Source organism: Achromobacter pestifer, assembly GCF_013267355.1.
GTDB classification, from domain to species: Bacteria; Pseudomonadota; Gammaproteobacteria; order Burkholderiales; family Burkholderiaceae_B; genus Achromobacter; species Achromobacter pestifer_A.
The window spans coordinates 3,348,532-3,369,255 of the sequence record NZ_CP053985.1; the positions used below are offsets into that span (position 1 = coordinate 3,348,532).

Below are 20,724 nucleotides of genomic sequence, written 5' to 3' on the forward strand. Positions count from 1 at the left end.
TTACCCATCAATCGGCCATTTAGGCCTTTCCACCCGCCGATACGCCAATCCCCTCAAATCCAACGTCGCCGACCCCGGCGCATCCGCAAACACCACATGCCGCGCCACCTTGGCGAACGACGCCTGGAAGTGCTGTGCAGACTTCACCACGATCAGCGCCTTCTCCCCCAGCCGGCAGCCCAGCTGCGTGAAAACATCGGTATCCATGGCCTGGGCCCGTACCGTGATCAGCACGATCTCGATGCCATTAGCCTCAACCAAGACGGAATTTCCCACGACGGCCGGCGATCCGGATAATCCGGTCATGACCATGTCCGGGACCAGCGCCTTGACCGTGCACATAAGGTCCAGCGGCTCGCCGGACAGGGGGCTGATCTTGCCCCCTATGCGCAAGGGCAGCCGCGCGCCCACGCCAGCGCTGAACGCAATGCGGACGGCAATAGGGTCCCACATGGGGCCGATCGCCACATTGCGCACGCCCCTTTCCAGCAGACGCCGCAGCAAAAAGGTAGAGTCGCCCGCACCACCGCCGCCTGGATTGTCGGCCGCGTCGGCGATGACGACCGGCGTTGCGCCGTATGCCAAAGCCTGATCGATGGCTTCGTCCGGTTTGGGATAGGCAGGCGTTAACACTTCGCGCATGCCTATCAGCTCGTCAGCCAGGCGCCGCGCTAGCTGCTGGGCGGCCCGGGCGTCGCCATCGGCATAGACCAGCAGCTTGGTTCCCATGTCGGGCACATCGCCCCAGGCGAAGCTGTGCACCACGGAAATGGAGAGAATGCCGTCCCGGCCCTCCAGCGCGCTGAGGCGGTCGATGTAGCTGCGCGCTGGCTCTTGCGGCGTGCGTATGGTGACCACCATTTCGCAGTCCACGACGGCGGCCACTGGAGTGATGCGGCGTTCGACTATTCCCGCGCAGAAGTCCACCAGTTCCAACGCGCGTTCGCGAATGTCGGTGTGGGGATATTCCTTGTAGGCGACCAGCATATCGGTATTGGCGACCATGGCATCCGACAGATGGCAGTGCGGATCCAGCTCCGCACCCACGATGACGTCCGGACCGACGATGCCGCGCACGCGGGCCAGCAGGTCGCCTTCGCAGTCCTCGTAGCCATCGGCCACCATGGCGCCATGCAGGCCCAGCACCACCATGTCGACGGGCAGGGCCTGCCGCAGGTCGCGCAGCAGTTCGTCGCGTAGTGTTTCGTAGGCGTGGCGGGTGGTGATGCCGCCGGGCTGCGCGCCGGCGGCCATGCCTTCGATCACGGTCCAGCCGTGTTGCGCGCCGCGCTGGCGCGCTGCCCACAGCGGTCCGCTGAAGATCGTCATCTCGGCGGGATGGGTGCCGGCGGGGTAGTAGCCCCGGTCGGCGAAGTCATCCAGCGAGGTGGGCAGCGGAGCGAACGTATTGGTTTCCGTGGACAGCGAACCGGTGAAAACGCGCATGGTACGAGTGCTTAGTCCGCGGTGGCGCCGGAGGCCTTGACCACGTCGGCGTACTTGGCGATTTCGGAAGCGACGTGCTGGCGCAGTTCCTCGGGCGTGCCGCCGCCGGGCGTGGCGACCATGCCGGCGAGCTTTTCCTGGATGTCCTTCTCTGCCAGGATCGCGTTGACTTCCTTGTTCAGCTTTTCCACGATGCCGGCGGGCGTGCCGGTGGGCGCGAACAGTGCGTACCAGGACGTCATTTCGTAGCCCTTGACTGTGGCATCGATGGTGGGGATCTCGGGCGCGAAGGGCTGGACGGCCGCACTGGTGACGCCGAGCGCGCGCAGCTTGTCGCCCTTGATCAGCGGCATGACGGACGGGGCGGTATCGAACATCACCTGGATCCGGCCGGCCATCAGGTCGGTGAGGGCGGGCGCGCTGCCCTTGTACTGCACGTGTTCCATCTGCACGCCGGTCATCATCTTGAACAGTTCAGCCGACAGGCGGGTCGACGAGCCGGCGCCAGACGAGGCGAAGAAGATGTTCTTGGGGTTGGCCCGGGCGTAGTCGATGAACTCCTGCACGGTCTTGGCCGGCACGGTGTTGTTCACCACCATGATATTGGGGAAGCGCGTCAGCAACGCCACCGGCGCGAAGTCCTTCTGGAAATCGAAGGACAGTTCCTTGTAGAGCGACACGTTGATGGTGCTGGCGTTCGAGCCCAGCAGGATGGTGTAGCCGTCGTTGGGCGCGCGCGCCACGGTGGCGGCGGCGATATTGCTGGCGGCGCCGGGGCGGTTCTCGACCACGAAGGTCTGGCCCAGCTTGTCCGTCAGGCGGCCGGCGATCAGCCGGGCCACGGCGTCGGACGAGCCGCCCGGTGCATAGCCGACCACGACCTTGACGGGCTTGCTCGGATAGGCGGCTTCCGGCGAGGCGAACGCGGCTTGTTGACTGAATACGCTCAAAGTTGCGGCAGCGAGGATCGAAGCGAAGAGTTTCATGCTTTAAGGCTCGAAATGGGCGTTACCTCGCATTGCCGCCGCCGCTGGCTTGCAGCGTACGGCTCGCAACCGAGCGGATTTGAAAGTACGCGCATTATTCGCAATCGCCACCCTGTAAATCAATGTAAGCTGAGAGGAAAATTGTTGCCTAAAAGGCAACGATTTTCAGAAATTGTAGAAATCGAAAATAGGGGATGGGCATGGACGGCGGCTTGAGCGCGCGGCGCTTGCAGTATTTCTTCGAGGCGGTCACCACTGGATCGGTGCGCGGCGCGGCCGAACGCCTGGGCGTGGAGCCGTCCATCGTCAGCCGCCAGATCCAGCTGCTGGAGACGGAATTGGGCGTGGCGCTGCTGGAGCGCAAGGGCCGCGGCATCGTGCCCACCGACATGGCCGCGATTGTGATGGATCACTGCCGCGACCGGCAGGCCAGCGAGCAGGCCTTGCGCGCCCGGCTGGACGAGGTCAACGGTTTGCAACGCGGCGATATCCAGATCGTCACCAGCGAGGGCTTCGTCGATATCCTGATGAGCGGCGTGGTGGACGAATTCTGCCGGCAGCATCCCGGCGTGCGGGTGTCGCTGAAGGTGGCGGGCGCTTCCGACGCGGTGCGTGCGGTGGTGCACGACGACGCCCATATCGGCGTGGTGTTCGGCGCGCCGGCGGACCCCGGCATACGCGTGGTCCACACGCGCAACCATCCGCTGTGCGTGATCGCGTGGCCGGATCATCCGCTGGCGCGGCAGCGCAAGCGGCCGACGCTGAAGGACGTGGCGCGCTATCCGATTGCGCTGATGGGGCCGGGCTTTGGCTTGCGCCAGCTGATCGAGATGGCCGAGCTATCGGAGAACATCGTGCTGTCACCCAGCTTCATCGCCAACTCGGTGGTGACGCTCAAGCGCTATGTGGAGAGCCGCCTGGGGCTGACCTTCACATCGGCGAATTCCGTGGTGAAGGAAGTCGCAAGAGGCGAACTGGTGGCGCTGCGAACCACCAATCCCATCTTCGAGGCGGCGCAGACGCGGCTGATCGTGCGGGCCAACCGGCCGTTGACGAGCGCCGCGCGCGGCATGCTGGAACGGATCCAGGCATCGCCGCTGTTCCACGGCGCGAAGCCGTAGCGGGCGATGCCTGGAGAAGTCCTGCTGCGTCCTTAACGCACCGGCCAGCCGTACATCAGCCCGCCGTCGCGGTAAGACGCGTTCAGGCCGCGCGGCAGTTTCAGCGGGCTGCTGGGGCCGAGATTCTTTTCAAAGCTCTCGCCGTAGTTGCCGATGTTCTTGATGATGTTGTAGGCCCACTTGTCGTCCACGCCCAGGTTCTTGCCCATGCCCGGCGTCACGCCCAAGAGGCGCTGCACGTTGGGATTGGTGCTCTTGAGCATTTCATCGACGTTCTTGGACGTGATGCCGTATTCCTCGGCTTCCAGCATGGCGAACAGGGTCCAGCGCACGACGTTGAACCATTGCTCGTCGCCCTGGCGAACCATCGGGCCGAGCGGCTCCTTGGAGAAGTTCTCCGGCAGGATGTCGTACTTTTCCGGGTTCTCCAGGTTGCTGCGCGCCGCGGCCAGCTGCGACTTGTCGCCGGTGAAGGCATCGCAGCGGCCCACCGCGAAGGCGCGGATGATCTCGTCCAGGCGTTCGACGACCACGGGTTTGAAGACGATATTCTGCGAGCGGAACCAGTCGGCCAGGTTCAATTCGGTGGTGGTGCCGGGCTGCACGCAGACCGTGGCGCCGTCCAGTTCCTTGGCGCTTTTGACGTTCAGGGACTTGTTCACCATGATGCCCTGGCTGTCGTAGTAGTTCACGGCCACGCCGATCAGGCCCAGTGTGGTGTCGCGGGTCAGCGACAGGGTGGTATTGCGGGGCAGGACGTCGACTTCGCCGGACTGCAGCGCGGTGAAGCGCTGCAATGCGCTGACCGCCATGATCTTGGCCTTGGAGACGTCGCCGAACATGGTGATGGCCAGCGCGCGGCACAGGTCCACGTCCAGGCCGATCCAGCCGCCCTTGCTGTCGTTCACCGAGAAGCCGGCAACGCCGGTGGACACGCCGCATTGGACGAAGCCCTTGCTCTTGACCGCCTCGAAAGTCGCGCCGGCGTGGGCGGTCAAGGACGAAATGAGTAAGGCGGTGCCTGCCGCGGCCAGTTTTAGTGCTTTCATGGATGTCTCCGCGCCGTATGGCGCATTTGTAGCGATCAGCCGAAGGCTGAGGTGCGGCGAATGGTAGCCAGCGGCATTAGGGGGGAGAATCAGGGAATTCCCGTTAAATCCGTCGGGCGGAATTTTCGACAGGCCTATCCATGAACAAGAACGAAGAACCCTCGGCGCACGGCCCGGCTGCATGGCGTGGGTACGCTTGGACCAGGGCACGTCTGTTGGGCGTGTGGCGCGAACTGATCCGGGTCAACGCCAGCGACCGGCCCTGGGAAATGCCTCTGGCCGCGGCCCTGTCGTCGGGGCTGCCCTTGCTGGTCGGCGCCTATTTCGGGCGCATGGACTACGGCCTGATGTCCAGCCTGGGCGGCATGGTGTTCCTGAGCCTGCCCAATTCCTCGCTGCAGCACCGCATGATGATGCTGCTGGCGGCGTCCTTCGGCATGGTGGCCTGCTATGCGGTGGGCGCGCTGACGCAGTTCTGGCCGGCGGTCATGCTTGCGGCGCTGACCTTCATCGCCATGGTGGTGAACATGGTCTGCCGCTGCTACCGGCTGGGGCCGCCAGGCAGCCTGTTCTACATCATGGCGACCGCGATCGCGGCCTATACGCCGGGGAGCGTGGAAGAAATCCCCACGCGCGTCGGCATGGTGGCCCTGGGCAGCCTGGTCGCGTGCCTGGTGGCGTTTGTGTACTCCCTGCACATGACGCGGGTCGCACCGCCGCCGCCCGAAGCGGCGCTGCCCAGGCCCACGTTCGACTTCGTGGTCTACGACTCCGTGATCATCGGCCTCTTCGTGGGCGTGTCCCTGCTGGTGGCCGAGCTGCTGCAATTGCCGCGCCCGTACTGGGTGCCCGTCAGCTGCCTGGCCATCATCCAGGGCGCGACCTTGATGGCGGCCTGGAACCGCCAGCTGCATCGCATCCTGGGCACCGCCGTGGGCCTGTGCGTGGCATGGGCCTTGTTGAGCCTGCCGCTGAACGTATGGACCCTGAGCCTGGTGATGATGGCGCTGTCGTTCGGCATAGAAACGCTGGTGGTGCGCCATTACGCCAGCGCCGTGGTGCTGATCACGCCGCTGACGATCTTCCTGGCCGAGGCGCCACACCTGGGCCAGGGCTATCCCGCGGCCGTCATCGAGGCGCGCTTCCTGGACACGGTGGTCGGCGCGTTCATCGGCGCCGTGGGCGCCGTGCTGCTGCACAACCAGCGCATCCGGCCACGCCTGTCGCGCTGGATGCGGGCGGTGCTGCCCAAGCGGGTGAATTGACGGCACGGGCTCGCGGCGTCGTCTGCGCGTTTTTTTCGCCTCGCATTCCTGTTGACACCCTTTGGACCAGTCCCTATAGTTCGTTTTACACAGTCGTGTAAAAAATGAGGAGACAACATGGCATACATGGACAGCAGGTTCCTGGGTGAAACCGTGCCCGTCGTACCGGTGGAAGCGATGGAACGCGATTGCGTGTTCCGCGCCGAAAACGAGGAGGGTTCCGATCTCTGTTTTCTCGATCAGCGCATCCCGCGGTATCGACGGGAGATCATCAATGTGATCGGAATGGGCGTGACCGAGAACGTCAAGGAGTCCGCCCTGACGCCGAAACTCGCGGGCGGCGCGCATGGCTTTGCAATCGCCTACGTGCGCGGCGTGCGCCGCGGCGATGGCGCCGCACTGCACCGTCATCCCACGGAAGAGATATTCGTGGCGATCAGCGGCGCATGGCGCGTGGTGTGGCTGGAAGGGGATGAGGAGCGGTCGATCCTCCTGAACCAGGGGGATCTCGTGGCCGTTCCGCCTGGCGTCTTCCGGGGCTTCCGCAGCGCCAACGACGACGAGAATTCGCTGCTGATGGCGATCGTCGGCGGCCCGGACGCCGGCCGCGTGGATTGGCATCCGTCCGTGATCGTCGAGGCGCGGGAAACCGGGCTCTCGGTGGATGACCGCGGCAACCTGCTGATCAACTGAACCGTAGTTTTTTTGCCGTCTCGATGCCGCACGACAGAGAGCATCGAGAGGGCCATGAAACGGCGGTAATCAATATCGAGGAAACCATGGCGCGTTGGCCTGAGCTGGATAGTTTTATTGAAGATGCTGTCTCCAAGGGAGTGCCGCAACTCGCGGCAGCGGTGATCGGGCCCGATCGCCTCCTCTACCGAGGATCCCGGCAACGAGGGGGAGACGGTTCCCAAACCCGGCCATCCCTGGCGCCAGCGGTTTACTGGCTGGCATCCATGAGCAAGCTGGTAACTGCCATCGCCGTGCTCCAGCTATGGGAACGGGACTTGTTGCAATGGGACGCGCCGGTTGCCACGTGGCTGCCGGAGCTTGCGTCGCCGAGCGTGCTTGAAGGGTTTCGCGGGCAGAATCCGGTGCTTCGGCCCGCTGCAAGTCCGATCACGCTGCGTCAATTGATGACGCATCAATCCGGCTTGGCATATCCCATCTGGCAAAGCGATATTGCGCGCTACATAAGCCAGCGTGGCATTCCCATGCCGGGCAGCGGCAAGATCGAATCATTGGCCTTGCCGTTGGTATTCGATCCTGGAACCAGCTGGATGTATGGGATAGGTCTGGATTGGGCTGGCCAGATCGTGGAGCGCGTTTCGGGGAAAACGCTGGAGGCGTATTTTCAAGAGGAGATATTCCAGCCGCTGGGAATGCGCGACACGAGTTTCCTCGTGAACGCTTCCATGCGTGAAAGGCTGGTGGATCTCATGTCCATGGATGACGCGGGCGCCATGGGCCTGATAGAGCGATCGTTCACCGCGCCCGAGACGTTCATGGGCGGGTCCGGGCTGTATGGAACCGAAGAGGATTTCTCCAAGCTGCTGATGGCGCTGTTGCGAAGCGGCGAGCTGGCAGGGCAGAGGATACTGCGTGCCGAAACGGTCGCCCTGCTGTTGCAGCCCCAGGTCCGCGGCACGCACATCGGCGTTCTGCAAACCGCCATGCCCCGCGTCGCCGCCGACGTCGACCTGCATGCCGGCGCGGAAAGCGGTTGGGCATTGGGCGGACTGGTCAATGTGCAGGCCGGCGCGTCAGGCCGGTCTCCAGGCAGCGTGGGTTGGGCCGGCGCGGCCAATACGTTCTTCTGGATCGATCGTCCGCGGGGCGTGGCCGTGCAGGTGATGATGCAGATGTTGCCGTTTGCCAATCCCCTGGCCCTGAAGACCCTGGCGGGCGTGGAGGAATTGATCTGCAGGATGCTCGACGACAGGCCTGTCTGAGCGCTGTCAGCGGGACCCTGATAGCGACTCGAACACGCCCGCCGCAACGAAGTCGACGATATAGGCGACGCGTTGCTCCAGGCTCTTGGCCGCGTCGCCGTCGGACAGCCTTATGGCCTGCCGCGCGCTCACGCCCAGCGTGAGCAGCAAGGTAATCATCGATTGGTAGGCGTAAGCGATGTCCGAATTCGACGCCTGCGGGAACACCTGGCGCAGCTTGCCGATGAAGACGCGGGCGGAGGGATCGAAGTACTCCTTGATGATGCCGCGCTGTTCGCTTTCAGGGTCATAGTATTCGCGGGCGAGCAAGCGGATGAAGCGCGCGCCGCCGCGCTTTTTTGTCAGCAGCAGCGAGGGCGCCACCCAGACCTGCACCAGGGCATGAGTCCAGGCCCGCTTGTCTTTATCGGGGGAGATCAGTTCGATTCTGGACAGCCGCTCATCGGTCACCGAGCGATAGCGTTGCTCAAAAATACTTCTGTAAAGAGATTCTTTGGTTCCGAAGTAATACTGGACTAGCGCCGAATTCACGTCAGCCGACTTCGAGATGTCCCGTATGGACACGCCGTTGTACCCGTGGAGGGCAAATAGCGACTCTGCGGCAAGGAATATCCTGTCCCGGCGCCGCGTTTCCTTTGTCAATTGAAGCTCCTCTTTGAGGCTTCAAATTGTAGAGGATTTCCCCCAAGGGAACCGTACCGCGCGGACAAGGACGACGGGATCCGGATTAAACGATCAGGAGAAAACATGTACTTCCCGATGGCCGAACTCAGCGGCGATCAACGCAGCAAAATCATGCATTCGACCGTGCTTCCGCGGCCGATCGCATGGATCACGTCCATGGATCCCGAAGGAAGCGTCAATGCCGCGCCGTTTTCCTTCTTCAACGTGATCTCGGGCAACCCGCCGCTGCTTTGCGTCTGCATCGGAAACAAGAACGGCCGCCCGAAGGACACGGCGCACAACATCGCCACGACCGGGGAGTTCGTGGTGAACCTTGTTTCCGGAGCGCAGGTGCATCGCATGGTGGCCACCTCCATCGAATTCGAGCCGCAAGTGGACGAATCGGCCGAGGCCGGGCTGCGCCTGTCCGCGTCGCGGCTGGTGCAGCCGCCGCGCATCGAGGACAGCCCCGCGTCTTTCGAATGCCGGGTGCGCGAGCTGTTCGACATCGATGGCGTGCGCAGCCTGGTGCTTGCAGACGTGCTGGCCGTGCACGTGATGGATGCGGCCGTGCTCAATGTCGAGCGCATGCATTTCGATCCTGCGCCCATGGACTTGATTGCGCGGATGCAGAACCCGGGCTGGTACGGCCGTATCGGATCGGCGTTTCAGGTGGGCACGCCCAGCGTGGAACAGTGGAATGCGATGAAGCGCGATGGGGATGCCGGCGCCTACCTGGAACGGCGGGCGGGCGAGTAGCGAGGCGCCGCGCCGTCAAGCGGGCCGCTTGACCAGCACCACCAACGCGATGCCAAGCAGGATCAGCACCGAAGCCGTCACCAGGATGGAGGTTACGGGCTCATTCAGGAACAGGGCTCCACCAAACGCGGTCAGCACCGGTACGCTGAGCTGCACGGTGGCGGCGTGGGTCACTTTCAACCCTTTGAGCGCCGCGTACCAGAAGACATAGCCCAGGCCCGAAGTCACCGCGCCGGACGCCACGGCATACGTCGCGCCCGCCGCGTCGTAACCCACGCGCGCGGTCAGGGCATGGACGAGGAACAGCAGCAGCGCGACCGGCGTGGCGCGGATGAAGTTGCCCGCCGTCGCCGACGCCGCATCCCTGGCACTGCGGCCCAGCAAGGAATAAACGCCCCAAGCGATGCCGGCCACGATCATCAGCAAGGCGTGAAACAAGGGCGGCGCGCTGACGCTGGGCAGCATCAGGATCACCAGGCCGGCCACCGCCAGGCCTATGCCCAGCCCCTGCGTGATGCTCAGCCTCTCGCCGATGAAGAATCCATACAGAATCATGCTGATCTGGATCGACGCGAACAGCAGCAAGGCGCCCGTGCCTGCCGGAATCCGCGTGTAGGCATAGGCGAAGGCCAGGGCATAGGCCAGCAGCGCCAACGCCCCATGCCAATTGCCTTCCAGCGGCTTCGCCGGCTTGCACAGGCGCAACACCAGCCACAGCACCAATGCGCCGGAAGCGATGCGGATGGCGACAAAGGTGGCCGGATCGATGGCGGTCTGCTTGAGCGCAAGGCGGCACAGCAGCGAGTTGCCAGCGAAGGCCAGCATGGAGAGGAGGGTGAGCGCGTACAGGCGGGGTGTCATGGCGCGGGCGTTCCGTTCGATGTCGCGGAGCAATGGGTCACCGATCCGGGGATCGTGAGCAGGCAATGCCGAACCCTGAGTCAATGCGGTAACTCGTTCAAGTTTCCGCTTCAGCGGCCGTTAATGCCGATACAGCTTCCAAAATCTATCGGAAAAGCAGCAATGTTCAATTTCATCTCGTTCGCCGTAACCATCATCGCGCTAATCGCTTGGGTAATCCACCGTCAAAAAAAGCGGCACAACGCGCTGTTGGCGAAGTTCCGCGAACACAATCAAAGGCTGGGTACCGCTTTTCCGGAGACCAGCGTCGACAGCGAATTGATTCTCGGCGACACGAACAAGAAGGTTGTCATCGCGTTCGACCCCACCACGCAAAAAATCTGCATGGTAGGCGGACCGAAGGACCCGGGAGAAGTCCTCGACTTCTCGTACATCAGGCAATGGCAGTTGAAATGGACCGAGGTTTCCGGCAACGGCAGTCATTCCTTCAAGAATGTCCATTTCGATTTTTCCACCAGCGATCTCAAAAGGCCATTGATCCGGATCGCTGTCGCCGGCAAAGGCTATGGCGATCAGTGGAACAGCCGTCTTGGAATCCTGCTGGGCGGCTGAGCGGCTTCAGCCTTTGGCTCAAGTGTTGAAAAGCAATGCAACCGGCTTCCGCTTTGCATTGCTTTTCCGAATGCCTGCTATTTACGCTTGCTGGCGCGTCGCCGCCAGAACGATTTCACGCACGCACACCCCGTCCGGCTGCGCATAGGCGTAGTGGATAGCGTTGGCCACGTCCTCGGCGGCCAGCACCTTGCCGCCCATCTCGGCCTTCCAGGCTTCGTAGCCCGTCTTGATGTCCGCGTCGGTGGTGTGGCCCAGCAGCTCGGTCTCCACGGCGCCTGGCGCGATCGTGGTTACGCGCACGTTGTGCGCCGACAACTCCTCGCGCAGGTTTTCCGACAAGCCGTGCACGGCGAACTTGGTGCCCACGTAGGCCACGTGATTGGGGAAGGTCTTGCGGCCGGCCACTGAGCTGATGTTGATGATGCTGCCGCGCTTGCGCTGGACCATGCCGGCCGCGACTGCGTGCACGCCGTTCAGTACGCCTTTGACATTCACGTCCAGCATCCGGTCCCATTGGTCAGGGTCTTGCCGCGTGATGTCGCCCAGCAGCATGACGCCCGCGTTGTTGATGAGCGCATCGGCCGGGCCGAAGCGCGCTTCGCCTTCCTGCACGGCGGCGGCTAGCGCGGCGCGGTCGGTCACGTCCACGGACAGCGCCAGGGTATCGGGCAGGTTCAGCGCCTGCATTTTTTCCAGCCGGCGGGCCAGCAGCAGTAGTGGGTGGCCGTGAGCCGAGAACAGTCGGGCGGTGGCCAGGCCGATGCCGGAACTGGCGCCCGTGATGACGGCGAGGGGTTTTTTCAAGGCGGACATGGCGGACTCCTGGTATCGGTTTTATGTATGCTTGAGTGTCGGGAATCATTCTATTCCTGGGAATTTCCCCTGAGAAATGGTTTATTCCTTTGGAAGAAATCGGAAAATCTTATGGATAGCCGTCAGCTCAAGGCTTTCGTCGCCGTGTTCGAAGAGCGCAACATCACGCTTGCCGCCCGCCGCCTGCATCTGAGCCAGCCCGCGCTGTCGGGCACGATCAAAAGCCTGGAGGACATGCTGGGCACGCAATTGTTCACGCGGCAGGCGCGGGGCGTGGCCGTGACGGAGGACGCCCGCATCCTGTATCCGCAGGCGCGGCGCATCCTGTCGCAAACGGACTCGATGGCGCAGCAGTTCCGCCACGGCTCGCCTGCGTCGCGCGTCGAGATCGGCGTGGAGGCAGATATTGCCGGGCAGGACATCGTCGCGTTCATGCACGCGGCGCGGGAAGTCGTGCCGGCGCTTTTCGTGAGCGTGCTTGAGGGCTGCCATGGCGATGCCCGGCTGGCGACCGAAGACGAGCGCTGCGAGGACGAGTTGTTCCTGCCGCTATCCGTCGATCCTTATGTGCTGGCCATGCCCGCAGGCAGCGGCGCGGACGCCGCACTGCCGTGGATCGTGTGCCCGAACCATCCCACGCATCAGCGGCTGCTGCCTTTCTACGGCGCGGCGGCAAACACGCCGGCCGCGCACGCGGGGTCGCTGCGCCTGGCATTGGCCTTGACCGCCGCCGGCGCAGGCCTATGCGTGGCGCCGGAGTCCCTGGCGCGGAGCCAGGCCGGCGTGGAGATCAGGCCGCTCGACGGGCTGGAGATGTCGCGTCGCGTGGGGCTTTGCTACGCGGTGCAATCGCTGGACAAGTCCGCGGTGGCAACGCTGGTGGAGCGGCTTGGGGAGCATGCGTTTCCAGGCACGCATACAGCATAGGGAAGCCGCTCAACGCCATCGAGAGGTCCGGCAAACAAGGCGCAAGACTGCAACTTCACTCGTTAAGTTGTAGTCTTGCGCCTTTCGCCACATAACATGGCCGCGCAGCGGCCGATCAAAGAGGAGAGAAGTATGACGAGGCTATCCGGCGCCAAGCTGGGCAGGGCGGTATGGGGGATGACACTGGCTGCCGTGGCGTTTGCCGCATCGGTTTCCAATGCGCACGCGGATGACTATCCTTCGCAGCCGATCAAGCTGATCGTGCCCTTTGCCGCCGGAGGCGGCAATGACGGGATCGCACGTCTCCTGGGGCAGTTGCTGTCCGATGGCCTGAAGCAGCCCGTGGTGGTGGAGAACCGCCCCGGCGCGGGCGGCAAGCTGGGCGTGGAACAGGGCCTGAGGTCGGCGCCCGATGGCTACACCCTGACCTTGATTTCCAATAGCTACTCAGTCAACCCCAGCCTGTACAAGCTGCCGTTCGATCCGGTGGAAGACATGACGCCGATCGGCATGATCGCGCGCGCGCCCTTCTTCGTGTCGGTCAATCCCAGCGTGCCGGTCGACAGCCTGGGCGATCTGGTGGCCCTGGCCAAGAAGAAGCCGGGCGGGTTGACCTATGCCTCGTCCGGCACGGGCGGCATATCGCATCTGGCGATGGAGGCCTTCTTGAAAACGGCCGGTATCACCATGGTCCACATCCCCTACAAGGGTTCCGCGCCGGCCTTGACGGACACCGTCTCAGGCCAGGTCAACGCGATGCTGACCACGGCGGGCTCGACCCTGCCTTACCGCGAGGACAAGCGCCTGAAGGTGCTGGCCGTGACCTTGCCGCAGCGCGTGTCCTCGGCGCCGGATATCCCGACGGTGCGCGAGGCTGGTGTGCCGTATGACGTGACGGTGTGGTACGGCATCATCGCGCCCAAGGGCGTGCCGCCGCAGGTGCAGGCTAAGCTCAACGCCGCGATCAATGCGGCCGTCGTGAAGCCCGAGATGGCTGATCGTCTCAAGGCGACCGGGGAAGCGGCCGCGCCGGGCAGTCCGCAGGCTTTTCGCGATCAGATCGTGAAGGAGATTTCTTTGTGGGGCGATGTGGTGCGCGAGGCGGGTGTGACTGTGAATTGACTGCTTCGAGCGAGGCTTGGCACGGGGCTGGAAACATCTGAAAACCGTCTATGGCAGTCTGAATCCACAACATCGTTTTTGCGGGAGGAGGGATTCCCAGAGCAGTGATCCAATAGACCAAAAGAAAAGGCTTCTCACTCATTGGTGAAAGGCCTTTCGTTCAAGAACTGATTCAGGGCAGGGTTATCCACGCTTGAACAGGCGCTCGTGCATCCACCCATCGTTGGTCAGGATGACAGCCGCCTTGCCCTGTATATCTCCCTGAGTTTGTTCCGAAATATTCTTGTAATTGGCACGCATGCCTTCGGATTTTGCCCAGCCATCTGCGCCATCTACCTTGTAATGGTAGTTCACCTGCGACAGCTTTACGCCCATCATGTCGCTGGGTTCAGTGAAGTTGTCCACCCCCACAACGGTGTACTTGCCGGTGCAGAAGGCATCTTGTCCAGCCAACGTGCTGGCACCGTCGGCGACGAGGAATTTCTTGCCGGTGTCAGTGACTTGGTATTCGGTGGCCGGTTCCATCTTGTTGCCGAACATGGCCTTGATTTCGGTGTCTCGCTTCGACAGCAACCCGGCATCGACCAGCGCGTCGGCGCGCTTCTTGCTCTGACCGCCCAGCATGTCTTGATTCGCCAGGGTGAACGGCAAGCCCCTTGCAGGAATCGCAGCGCATAGACCCTTCTGCGTGTCCAAATATGCCTGTATGGCCTTACTGAAATTGCTCTTGTTGGCGTCTTTGGCGCTGCCGCACGCGGCAAGGGTAAGAGTAAGGCTGCCGATGACGACGATCTTGAGAACGGTATGCAAAACTAGCTTCCTCTAAAGGGGATAAATGGTGTCAGATAACAATTTACCTTGCCTTGTGCCTGAAACCATTTTCGTGGAATAGCGCGGTAGGAATACTAAGTGTCGTTTTTTTGCCGGCATCTAGAACCTGTCGGAAAAGGCAGTCTATCCATCGCGGGCAATGCTTCAATAGCGAGCAGACAAGATCGTGAGCACGTCATTCAGCGAGTCCACAGATTCAGTTGAACTCGTCGCCGCCGCGTGCCTGTCCAAGTGGTACCCATGCATGCCAAATTTCCGAGGCCCGACCATATCGGCTTCAATGGTGTCGCCGATCATAAGTATCTCTTCGGGCCGGCACGCAATACCATCGCAGAGGTATCGGTAGATCTCAGGCTGTGGCTTCACGGCGCCGGCTTCGTATGACCAGGCGCAAAAGTCCGGTTGGATGGGCAGCAAGTCCAGTACCGGAGGTCCGTATGGCGCTGCGAGGTTGGAGCAAAGCGCTATTTTGATTCCTTGATCTTTCAAGGCGGCCAGAGTCGGGGCTGCATCAGCAAACAGCGTGATTGATTGGATTTCTTCATGCAGTTCGGCTTCCAGGCAGCGCAAGTTCTCTTCGCTGACCATGCCGCCGAACAAGCTGGCTGTCTGTCTCAGGTCTATCGCCTTGCTCATCGCCCGGATGCCGTCGTCGCTCTGGCGGGGGCGGCCCGCTTCATGCAGCAGGCGGACCAACTTTCGGAACGGGCGGGTGGGCCGTTCTATGCGGACCAATGTTCCAAATACGTCGAATGCTACGGCCTTGATTGCCATCGGACCTCCGGCTTGTCAGAGTAGATTTGCGCTGTGCGGTCGGTAAGTCGGAACCAACCTGATTGCGGCGAAATTCTGGTGGCTGAAATTTAGCCTAAGCCCCGCTATCATCCGCCTGCCTGAGCTGTATGCGTTGTACGGATTGGAGAGCGCCCGTTGCGCGCGAAGCGTTGAAATGAACGCGTGCGCAGGCCGTTTGCAGCAATACACCATGAAAAAAGCCGTTGACGGCAAACGTCAACGGCTTTTCGAATTCTGGTGCCCGGGGCCGGAATCGAACCGGCACGCCTTGCGGCGGGGGATTTTGAGTCCCCTGCGTCTACCAATTTCACCACCCGGGCAAGGAGGTCGCGGACACGTCCAGATGACGGTCGCGGGAGAAGCGAAGACGGCGATTATATGCGGTCTTGGAAAAATTGTCAGGCGGCCCTGGAGCCACCCATCTGACAGGCGCCAGTCCCTCCGCGCACAGGCGCGGGCCGGGACCGGTCCCCCGAGGAAACCGCCGCCTTACTTCTTCTCAGGCAGGAACCAGTTCATCACCAGCGCGCAGATGCCGCCGGTGGCCACGCCCGACTCCAGCACGCTCTTCACGGCATGGGGCAGGTGCGACAGGATTTCCGGCACTTGCGACACGCCCAGGCCCAGGGCCAGGGACACGGCGATGATGAGCAGCGCGCGGCGGTCCAGGTGGATGCCGGCCAGGATGTTGATGCCGGACGCGGCGACCGCGCCGAACATGACCATGGCGGCGCCGCCCAGCACGGGCTCGGGCACGGCCTGCAGGATGCCTGCCACGGCCGGGAACAGGCCCAGCAGGACCAGCATGCCGGCGATCCATACGCCGACGTGGCGGCTGGCGATGCCGGTCAGCTGGATCACGCCGTTGTTCTGCGCGAAGACCGAGCTGGGGAAGGTGTTGAAGACGCCGGCCAAGAGCGAGTTGGCGCCGTTGACCAAGACGCCGCCCTTGATGCGCTGCATCCAAAGCGGGCCTTCGACGGGCTGCTTGGAGACCTTGCTGGTGGCGGTGACGTCGCCGATGGCTTCCAGGGACGTGACCAGGTAGATGATCAGCATGGGGACGAACAGCGCCCACGAGAAGCCCAGGCCGAAGTGCAGCGGCGTGGGGATCTGGAACAGGGCGGCTTCGCGGGCGCCGGTGAAGTCCAGGCGGCCCATATAGGCGGCGGCGATGTAGCCGACGGCCAGCGCCAGCACCAGGGCGGTGCTGCGCACCCACACGACCGGCACGCGGTTCAGCAGGATGATGGTGCCCAGGACCAGGCCCGACAGGGTCAGGTTCTCGGCGCTGGCGAAGGTGCCGTTGCCCATGGCGCTGTAGCCGCCGCCCATGCTGATGAGGCCGACCTTGATCAGGGTCAGGCCAATGAGCAGCACGACGATGCCGGTGACCAGCGGGGTGATCAGGCGCTTGACGAAGGGCAGGATGCGGCTGATGCCCATTTCGACGAAGGAGCCGGCGATGACTACGCCGAAGATCGCGGCCATGACGGCTTCGACCGGGGTGCCTTGCTTGACCATGACCGAGCCGCCCGCGATCAGCGGGCCGACGAAGTTGAAGCTGGTGCCCTGCACGATGAGCAGGCCGGCGCCCAGGGGGCCGAAGCGCTTGCACTGGACGTAGGTGGCGATGCCGGAGATGACCAGCGACATGGACACGATCAGGGTGGTGTCGCGGGTGCTTACGCCCAGGGCCTGGCAGATCAGCAGGCCGGGGGTGACGATGGGAACCAGGATGGCCAGCAGGTGCTGCAAGGCGGCGACGAAGGCCACGGGAGGCGCGGGGCGGTCGTCGGGGCCGTAGACCAGGTCGTGGCTGGGGTCGGCGTCGGAGGCGCCGTGGGGGACAGGTTGGGTCAGGGAGGCGGGTTGCATGGCGGATGGGCCGGCCAGGGGCGGGGTAGGGGAGGAAAGTGCGGGATTTTAGCGGGGAAGGACCCGCGCCGTCCGGGAGCGGACTGGGGGGGGCCGGGATTGCGGCCGCTGGTTAGAATCCCTGGTCGCCAATCAACGGCCGGTCAGCCTTCGCCACTCCATGCAAAAACGCGCCAAATGGGCCTTGATCACGCTGGTCCTGATCATTGCCGCGCTGCCGATGTTCCTGCTGTTCTGGTTGATGGACGGCGATGATTTCGCGGCGGTGGACCGTGGACAGTCGTACGGCAACAGCATCTATAAGAACTATGAGGGTGGCGTCTACGCGGCCGTTCCCAGCAACGGCTACTACCGCCTGGACCAGGCCGATCCGGCGAGTTTCCAGACGTTCGATACCGGCGCCTACGACGGCAGGCAGGCGGCCCGGGACCAGCGCCACGTGTATTGCGGCAACCAGATCCTGCCGGACATGCAGCCGGCCTCGGTGCGCTACCTGGGCAACAGCTACTTCAGCGACGGAGCGGTCACTTATCACTGCTCGCTGCACAGCGTGCTCAACCGGGAACTGGGCATGCTGGACGAGTTCAGGCAGAAGATCCTGTACCGGGCGGACGCCGGCCCCAAGCCGCAGACCTACCTGTATCCGTTCACGGCCCTGCCGGCCAGCGCCCAGCCGTACCGGCCCTTGCTGGACCGCGACGTGGCCACGGATGGCTCGCGCGTGTTTTACCGCGGGCTTGAAATGCCGCAGGCGGATCCGGCCTCGCTGCGGCGCGTGCCCGCGGGCCGGGACGGCGACGTGCGGCCCAGCGACGATTTCTTCGCCGACGGACGCCGCGTCTATTTTCATCAGCAACTGCTGCCGCTGTCGGACGATCCCGGCTTGTACGCCTTCATGGTGGGCGACCTGTACCGCCAGCCCTATCTCTACGACCGGCGCGACGGCATGGTGTATGTCGGCGCTCAGCCTTTCGACGCGGCGCAGGCGCCGTACCGGCTGTTGAACGAGCGTGGCCGGCACGTGTATCAGGCGCTGTTCGCAGGCCGGAACGGCATCTATTTCTACAACACGCAGACGCGCAAGCAGGAACGGGCCGGCGACGATCCCTTCGCTTCGGGATCCTTCACCGAGCTGTCGCCCTACGTGTACACGGACGGCAAACAGGTGCTGTTCCTGCAGGCCCGGGAATCTTGGGCCCGTTCTTCGCGCGGCGGAGGCGGAGGGCTGGTGTCCCGGTCGACGTTGATCAATCGGCTGCAGGGCGAGCCGGCGGGGGAATGGAAAAAGCTCGGTGCGGTTTATCACGGCTTCGGCACCGTCTGGCAGAAGGGGGACGCGCTTTACTACTTCGACGAGCTGGGCCCGACGCAGCTCGTCTTCGACCCGATCTACCGGATACTGGACCGCGCCGCGGCGGATTTCCTGCTGGGCTCGCAGGAGACGCGGCAGATCAGGACGGCGGATATCCGCAAGCTGATCCGGGACGGCAAGCTGGCGGTGCCGCCGTATGAAGGCGTGTTGGAGGCGAAGACGCGTTATCGCAAGGTCTTCTCCATTTTCTGATAGGTAGGGGGCGACTGCGCCAGCCCTTGAAAGCGCGCCATTGGCCCCCACATCAGTAGGGTTTCCCGGCGGCCGCGCGGGCCAGATGTCCCGGCAGCCAATAACTGTCCCTAATTTATTTACCTAGCCACGTAGAACTATGAGCCAAACCGCCACGCCTTCCACGTCCGAAACCCTGGGGTTCCAGGCAGAGGTGAAGCAGCTGCTGCACCTGATGATCCATTCGCTGTACAGCAACAAGGAAATCTTCCTGCGCGAGCTGGTGTCGAACGCATCGGACGCCTGCGACAAGCTGCGCTTCGAGGCCATCGACCAGCCCGATCTGCTGGAAGGCAATGGCGAACTGGCCATCACGGTCAGCTACGACAAGGCCGCCCGCACCATCACCATCTCCGACAACGGCATCGGCCTGTCGCGTGACGAAGCCGTGGCCAACCTGGGCACGATTGCGCGCTCCGGCACGCGGGAATTCTTCTCGCAGCTGACTGGCGACAAGCAGAAGGATGCGCAGCTGATCGGTCAGTTCGGCGTGGGCTTCTATTCGTCGTTCATCGTGGCCGACAAGGTCACGGTGGTCAGCCGCCGCGCCGGCGCCACGGACGCGATCCAGTGGGAATCCGACGGCCAGGGTGAATTCACCATCGCTGCCGCCGAGAAGGCCACGCGCGGCACGGACGTCACGCTGCACCTGCGCGCCGACGAAGACGAATTGCTCAATGGCTGGAAGCTGCGCGAGATCCTGCGCCGCTATTCGGACCACATCTCCCTGCCCATCCGCATGGCCAAGGAAGAGTGGGACCAGGAGAAGGGCGAGCAGGTCAAGACCGAAGAACTGGAAACGGTGAACCAGGCCAATGCGCTGTGGGCCCGCAGCAAGTCCGACGTCACGGAAGAGCAGTACCGCGAGTTCTACAAGACGGTGTCGCACGACTACGACGACCCGCTGGCCTGGACCCACAACCGCGTGGAAGGCCGCAGCGAATATACGCAGCTGCTGTACGTGCCCAAGCATGCGCCCATGGACATGTGGGACCGCGACGGCCGCCACGGCGTGAAGCTGTACGTGAAGCGCGTCTTCATCATGGACGACGCCGACCAGCTGCTGCCTTCGTACCTGCGTTTCGTGCGCGGTGTGATCGATTCGGCGGACCTGCCGCTGAACGTCTCGCGTGAAATCCTGCAGGAAAGCCGCGATGTGCGCGCCATCCGCGAGGGTTCGGCCAAGCGCATCCTGTCGCTGCTGGAAGACATGGCGGAGAACAAGCCGGAAGACTACGCCACGTTCTGGTCGGAGTTCGGCCAGGTGCTGAAGGAAGGCGCGGGCGAGGACTCGGCCAACCTGGAGCGCATCGCCAAGCTCATGCGCTTCGCATCGACGCAGACGGGCGACCAGGCTCAGACCGTGTCGTTCGCCGACTACGTGTCGCGCATGAAGGACGGCCAGGACAAGATCTACTACGTCACGGCGGATACCTTCGCCGCGGCCAGCAACAGCCCGCATCTGGAAATCTTCCGCAAGAAGGGCATCGAGGTCCTGCTGCTGTCGGACCGCGTCGATGAATGGATGCTGTCCTACCTGCGCGAATTCGACGGCAAGTCGCTGGTGTCGGTGGCCAAGGGCGGCCTGGATCTGGCCGAGCTGGCCGACGAGGAAGAAAAGAAGCACCAGGCCGAAGTGGCCGAGGACTTCAAGCCGCTGGTCGAGCGCCTGCAGAAGACGCTGGAAGACCAGGTCAAGGAAGTGCGCGTGACCCTGCGCCTGGTGGATTCGCCGGCTTGCGTGGTGGTGGGCCAGAACGAACTCAGCCCGCACCTGTTGCGCATGCTGAAGGCCGCCGGCCAGGAAGCGCCGAACGTCAAGCCGGTGCTGGAAATCAACCCCGAGCATCCGCTGCTGGCGCGTATCCGCGCGGCCGACGACGGCGAGTTCGACCAGTGGGCGCGTCTGCTGCTGGATCAGGCGCTGCTGGCCGAAGGCGCGCAGATCGCGGACCCGGCCGCGTTCGTGAAGCGGCTGAATGCGTTGCTGCTGAAGTAAGCGGGACGCGGTTCGATAAGGGCGCCTTTGATAGGC

The 20,724-nt window shown here is 63.4% G+C and carries 19 protein-coding genes and 1 tRNA gene; 10 read left to right on the forward strand and 10 right to left on the reverse strand.

The window, feature by feature from the left end; all coding sequences use genetic code 11:
• Together FOC84_RS16170 and FOC84_RS16175 are read right to left on the reverse strand one after the other, a co-directional pair.
• Nucleotides 1-1,446: a M81 family metallopeptidase gene (locus tag FOC84_RS16170; RefSeq protein ID WP_173145304.1), complete on the reverse strand. Its 1,446-nt coding sequence runs from the start codon at nt 1,444-1,446 to the stop codon at nt 1-3.
• Between the two features lie 11 nt (nt 1,447-1,457).
• Nucleotides 1,458-2,432, reverse strand: a complete 975-nt coding sequence (locus FOC84_RS16175; protein WP_173145305.1) for a tripartite tricarboxylate transporter substrate binding protein — start codon at nt 2,430-2,432, stop codon at nt 1,458-1,460.
• Nucleotides 2,433-2,632: 200 nt separating this feature from the next.
• On the opposite strand from FOC84_RS16175, the gene FOC84_RS16180 reads away from it, so the two are divergent.
• A complete protein-coding gene (locus FOC84_RS16180) occupies nt 2,633-3,553 on the forward strand; it encodes a LysR family transcriptional regulator (protein ID WP_088143057.1) in 921 nt (306 codons plus the stop codon).
• Nucleotides 3,554-3,585: 32 nt separating this feature from the next.
• Here FOC84_RS16180 and FOC84_RS16185 read toward each other — a convergent pair whose 3' ends face one another.
• On the reverse strand, nt 3,586-4,602 hold the full coding sequence (locus FOC84_RS16185) for an amino acid ABC transporter substrate-binding protein (RefSeq protein WP_173145306.1): 1,017 nt from the start codon (nt 4,600-4,602) through the stop codon (nt 3,586-3,588).
• Nucleotides 4,603-4,742: 140 nt separating this feature from the next.
• Here FOC84_RS16185 and FOC84_RS16190 point away from each other — a divergent pair, with 140 nt between their 5' ends.
• From FOC84_RS16190 to FOC84_RS16200, 3 genes are all read left to right on the forward strand, one after another.
• Nucleotides 4,743-5,867, forward strand: a complete 1,125-nt coding sequence (locus FOC84_RS16190; protein WP_173145307.1) for an FUSC family protein — start codon at nt 4,743-4,745, stop codon at nt 5,865-5,867.
• A 117-nt stretch (nt 5,868-5,984) separates the two neighbouring features.
• Nucleotides 5,985-6,560, forward strand: coding sequence for a cupin domain-containing protein (locus tag FOC84_RS16195; protein WP_173145308.1), 576 nt, complete (start codon nt 5,985-5,987; stop codon nt 6,558-6,560).
• An 86-nt stretch (nt 6,561-6,646) separates the two neighbouring features.
• Nucleotides 6,647-7,822 carry a serine hydrolase domain-containing protein gene (locus FOC84_RS16200; protein WP_254242021.1) on the forward strand — a complete coding sequence of 392 codons (1,176 nt, stop codon included), beginning with the start codon at nt 6,647-6,649 and terminating at the stop codon, nt 7,820-7,822.
• Nucleotides 7,823-7,828: 6 nt separating this feature from the next.
• Here the strand turns inward: FOC84_RS16200 and FOC84_RS16205 are convergent, their stop codons facing one another.
• Complete coding sequence (locus FOC84_RS16205) at nt 7,829-8,464, reverse strand: TetR/AcrR family transcriptional regulator (RefSeq protein WP_173145310.1); 636 nt, start codon at nt 8,462-8,464, stop codon at nt 7,829-7,831.
• A 105-nt stretch (nt 8,465-8,569) separates the two neighbouring features.
• On the opposite strand from FOC84_RS16205, the gene FOC84_RS16210 reads away from it, so the two are divergent.
• Nucleotides 8,570-9,244, forward strand: coding sequence for a flavin reductase family protein (locus tag FOC84_RS16210; protein ID WP_173145311.1), 675 nt, complete (start codon nt 8,570-8,572; stop codon nt 9,242-9,244).
• Nucleotides 9,245-9,259: 15 nt separating this feature from the next.
• Here the strand turns inward: FOC84_RS16210 and FOC84_RS16215 are convergent, their stop codons facing one another.
• Nucleotides 9,260-10,105 (reverse strand): DMT family transporter, encoded by an 846-nt coding sequence (locus tag FOC84_RS16215; protein ID WP_173145312.1) that lies wholly within the window; start codon nt 10,103-10,105, stop codon nt 9,260-9,262.
• A 162-nt stretch (nt 10,106-10,267) separates the two neighbouring features.
• Here FOC84_RS16215 and FOC84_RS16220 point away from each other — a divergent pair, with 162 nt between their 5' ends.
• Nucleotides 10,268-10,717: a hypothetical protein gene (locus tag FOC84_RS16220; protein WP_173145313.1), complete on the forward strand. Its 450-nt coding sequence runs from the start codon at nt 10,268-10,270 to the stop codon at nt 10,715-10,717.
• A gap of 81 nt (nt 10,718-10,798) precedes the next feature.
• Here FOC84_RS16220 and FOC84_RS16225 read toward each other — a convergent pair whose 3' ends face one another.
• The gene (locus FOC84_RS16225; RefSeq protein ID WP_217278798.1) at nt 10,799-11,533 is read right to left on the reverse strand and encodes an SDR family oxidoreductase; all 735 of its coding nucleotides are present in this window, start codon (nt 11,531-11,533) and stop codon (nt 10,799-10,801) included.
• Nucleotides 11,534-11,644: 111 nt separating this feature from the next.
• Between FOC84_RS16225 and FOC84_RS16230 the strand changes: the two genes are divergently transcribed.
• Together FOC84_RS16230 and FOC84_RS16235 are read left to right on the forward strand one after the other, a co-directional pair.
• Nucleotides 11,645-12,460, forward strand: coding sequence for a LysR family transcriptional regulator (locus FOC84_RS16230; RefSeq protein WP_173145314.1), 816 nt, complete (start codon nt 11,645-11,647; stop codon nt 12,458-12,460).
• A 132-nt stretch (nt 12,461-12,592) separates the two neighbouring features.
• On the forward strand, nt 12,593-13,582 hold the full coding sequence (locus FOC84_RS16235) for a tripartite tricarboxylate transporter substrate binding protein (protein WP_173145315.1): 990 nt from the start codon (nt 12,593-12,595) through the stop codon (nt 13,580-13,582).
• Between the two features lie 183 nt (nt 13,583-13,765).
• Here the strand turns inward: FOC84_RS16235 and FOC84_RS16240 are convergent, their stop codons facing one another.
• The 4 genes from FOC84_RS16240 to FOC84_RS16255 form a co-directional block, all read right to left on the reverse strand.
• On the reverse strand, nt 13,766-14,392 hold the full coding sequence (locus FOC84_RS16240; RefSeq protein WP_173145316.1) for a hypothetical protein: 627 nt from the start codon (nt 14,390-14,392) through the stop codon (nt 13,766-13,768).
• A gap of 165 nt (nt 14,393-14,557) precedes the next feature.
• Complete coding sequence (locus tag FOC84_RS16245) at nt 14,558-15,187, reverse strand: HAD family hydrolase (RefSeq protein ID WP_173145317.1); 630 nt, start codon at nt 15,185-15,187, stop codon at nt 14,558-14,560.
• A gap of 256 nt (nt 15,188-15,443) precedes the next feature.
• Nucleotides 15,444-15,528, reverse strand: a tRNA-Leu gene (locus FOC84_RS16250).
• Nucleotides 15,529-15,697: 169 nt separating this feature from the next.
• Nucleotides 15,698-17,086 carry a uracil-xanthine permease family protein gene (locus tag FOC84_RS16255; RefSeq protein ID WP_088158283.1) on the reverse strand — a complete coding sequence of 463 codons (1,389 nt, stop codon included), beginning with the start codon at nt 17,084-17,086 and terminating at the stop codon, nt 15,698-15,700.
• Nucleotides 17,087-17,246: 160 nt separating this feature from the next.
• On the opposite strand from FOC84_RS16255, the gene FOC84_RS16260 reads away from it, so the two are divergent.
• Together FOC84_RS16260 and htpG are read left to right on the forward strand one after the other, a co-directional pair.
• Entirely contained in the window at nt 17,247-18,650 is a 1,404-nt protein-coding gene (locus FOC84_RS16260) for a DKNYY domain-containing protein (protein ID WP_173145318.1), read from the forward strand.
• A 139-nt stretch (nt 18,651-18,789) separates the two neighbouring features.
• The gene (htpG, locus tag FOC84_RS16265; RefSeq protein WP_173145319.1) at nt 18,790-20,688 is read left to right on the forward strand and encodes a molecular chaperone HtpG; all 1,899 of its coding nucleotides are present in this window, start codon (nt 18,790-18,792) and stop codon (nt 20,686-20,688) included.
• Nucleotides 20,689-20,724: the final 36 nt, after the last annotated feature.

What these genes read in the sequence shown, in the direction of transcription:
- FOC84_RS16180 (WP_088143057.1), top strand. Translation starts at nt 2,633, where the DNA reads ATGGACGGCGGCTTGAGCGCGCGGCGCTTGCAGTATTTCTTCGAGGCG.
- FOC84_RS16195 (WP_173145308.1), top strand. Translation starts at nt 5,985, where the DNA reads ATGGCATACATGGACAGCAGGTTCCTGGGTGAAACCGTGCCCGTCGTA.
- FOC84_RS16230 (WP_173145314.1), top strand. Translation starts at nt 11,645, where the DNA reads ATGGATAGCCGTCAGCTCAAGGCTTTCGTCGCCGTGTTCGAAGAGCGC.
- FOC84_RS16225 (WP_217278798.1), bottom strand. Translation starts at nt 11,533, where the DNA reads ATGTCCGCCTTGAAAAAACCCCTCGCCGTCATCACGGGCGCCAGTTCC.
- FOC84_RS16210 (WP_173145311.1), top strand. Translation starts at nt 8,570, where the DNA reads ATGTACTTCCCGATGGCCGAACTCAGCGGCGATCAACGCAGCAAAATC.
- FOC84_RS16215 (WP_173145312.1), bottom strand. Translation starts at nt 10,105, where the DNA reads ATGACACCCCGCCTGTACGCGCTCACCCTCCTCTCCATGCTGGCCTTC.
- FOC84_RS16255 (WP_088158283.1), bottom strand. Translation starts at nt 17,086, where the DNA reads ATGCAACCCGCCTCCCTGACCCAACCTGTCCCCCACGGCGCCTCCGAC.
- FOC84_RS16260 (WP_173145318.1), top strand. Translation starts at nt 17,247, where the DNA reads ATGCAAAAACGCGCCAAATGGGCCTTGATCACGCTGGTCCTGATCATT.
- htpG (WP_173145319.1), top strand. Translation starts at nt 18,790, where the DNA reads ATGAGCCAAACCGCCACGCCTTCCACGTCCGAAACCCTGGGGTTCCAG.
- FOC84_RS16185 (WP_173145306.1), bottom strand. Translation starts at nt 4,602, where the DNA reads ATGAAAGCACTAAAACTGGCCGCGGCAGGCACCGCCTTACTCATTTCG.
- FOC84_RS16190 (WP_173145307.1), top strand. Translation starts at nt 4,743, where the DNA reads ATGAACAAGAACGAAGAACCCTCGGCGCACGGCCCGGCTGCATGGCGT.
- FOC84_RS16220 (WP_173145313.1), top strand. Translation starts at nt 10,268, where the DNA reads ATGTTCAATTTCATCTCGTTCGCCGTAACCATCATCGCGCTAATCGCT.
- FOC84_RS16245 (WP_173145317.1), bottom strand. Translation starts at nt 15,187, where the DNA reads ATGGCAATCAAGGCCGTAGCATTCGACGTATTTGGAACATTGGTCCGC.
- FOC84_RS16200 (WP_254242021.1), top strand. Translation starts at nt 6,647, where the DNA reads ATGGCGCGTTGGCCTGAGCTGGATAGTTTTATTGAAGATGCTGTCTCC.
- FOC84_RS16175 (WP_173145305.1), bottom strand. Translation starts at nt 2,432, where the DNA reads ATGAAACTCTTCGCTTCGATCCTCGCTGCCGCAACTTTGAGCGTATTC.
- FOC84_RS16170 (WP_173145304.1), bottom strand. Translation starts at nt 1,446, where the DNA reads ATGCGCGTTTTCACCGGTTCGCTGTCCACGGAAACCAATACGTTCGCT.
- FOC84_RS16235 (WP_173145315.1), top strand. Translation starts at nt 12,593, where the DNA reads ATGACGAGGCTATCCGGCGCCAAGCTGGGCAGGGCGGTATGGGGGATG.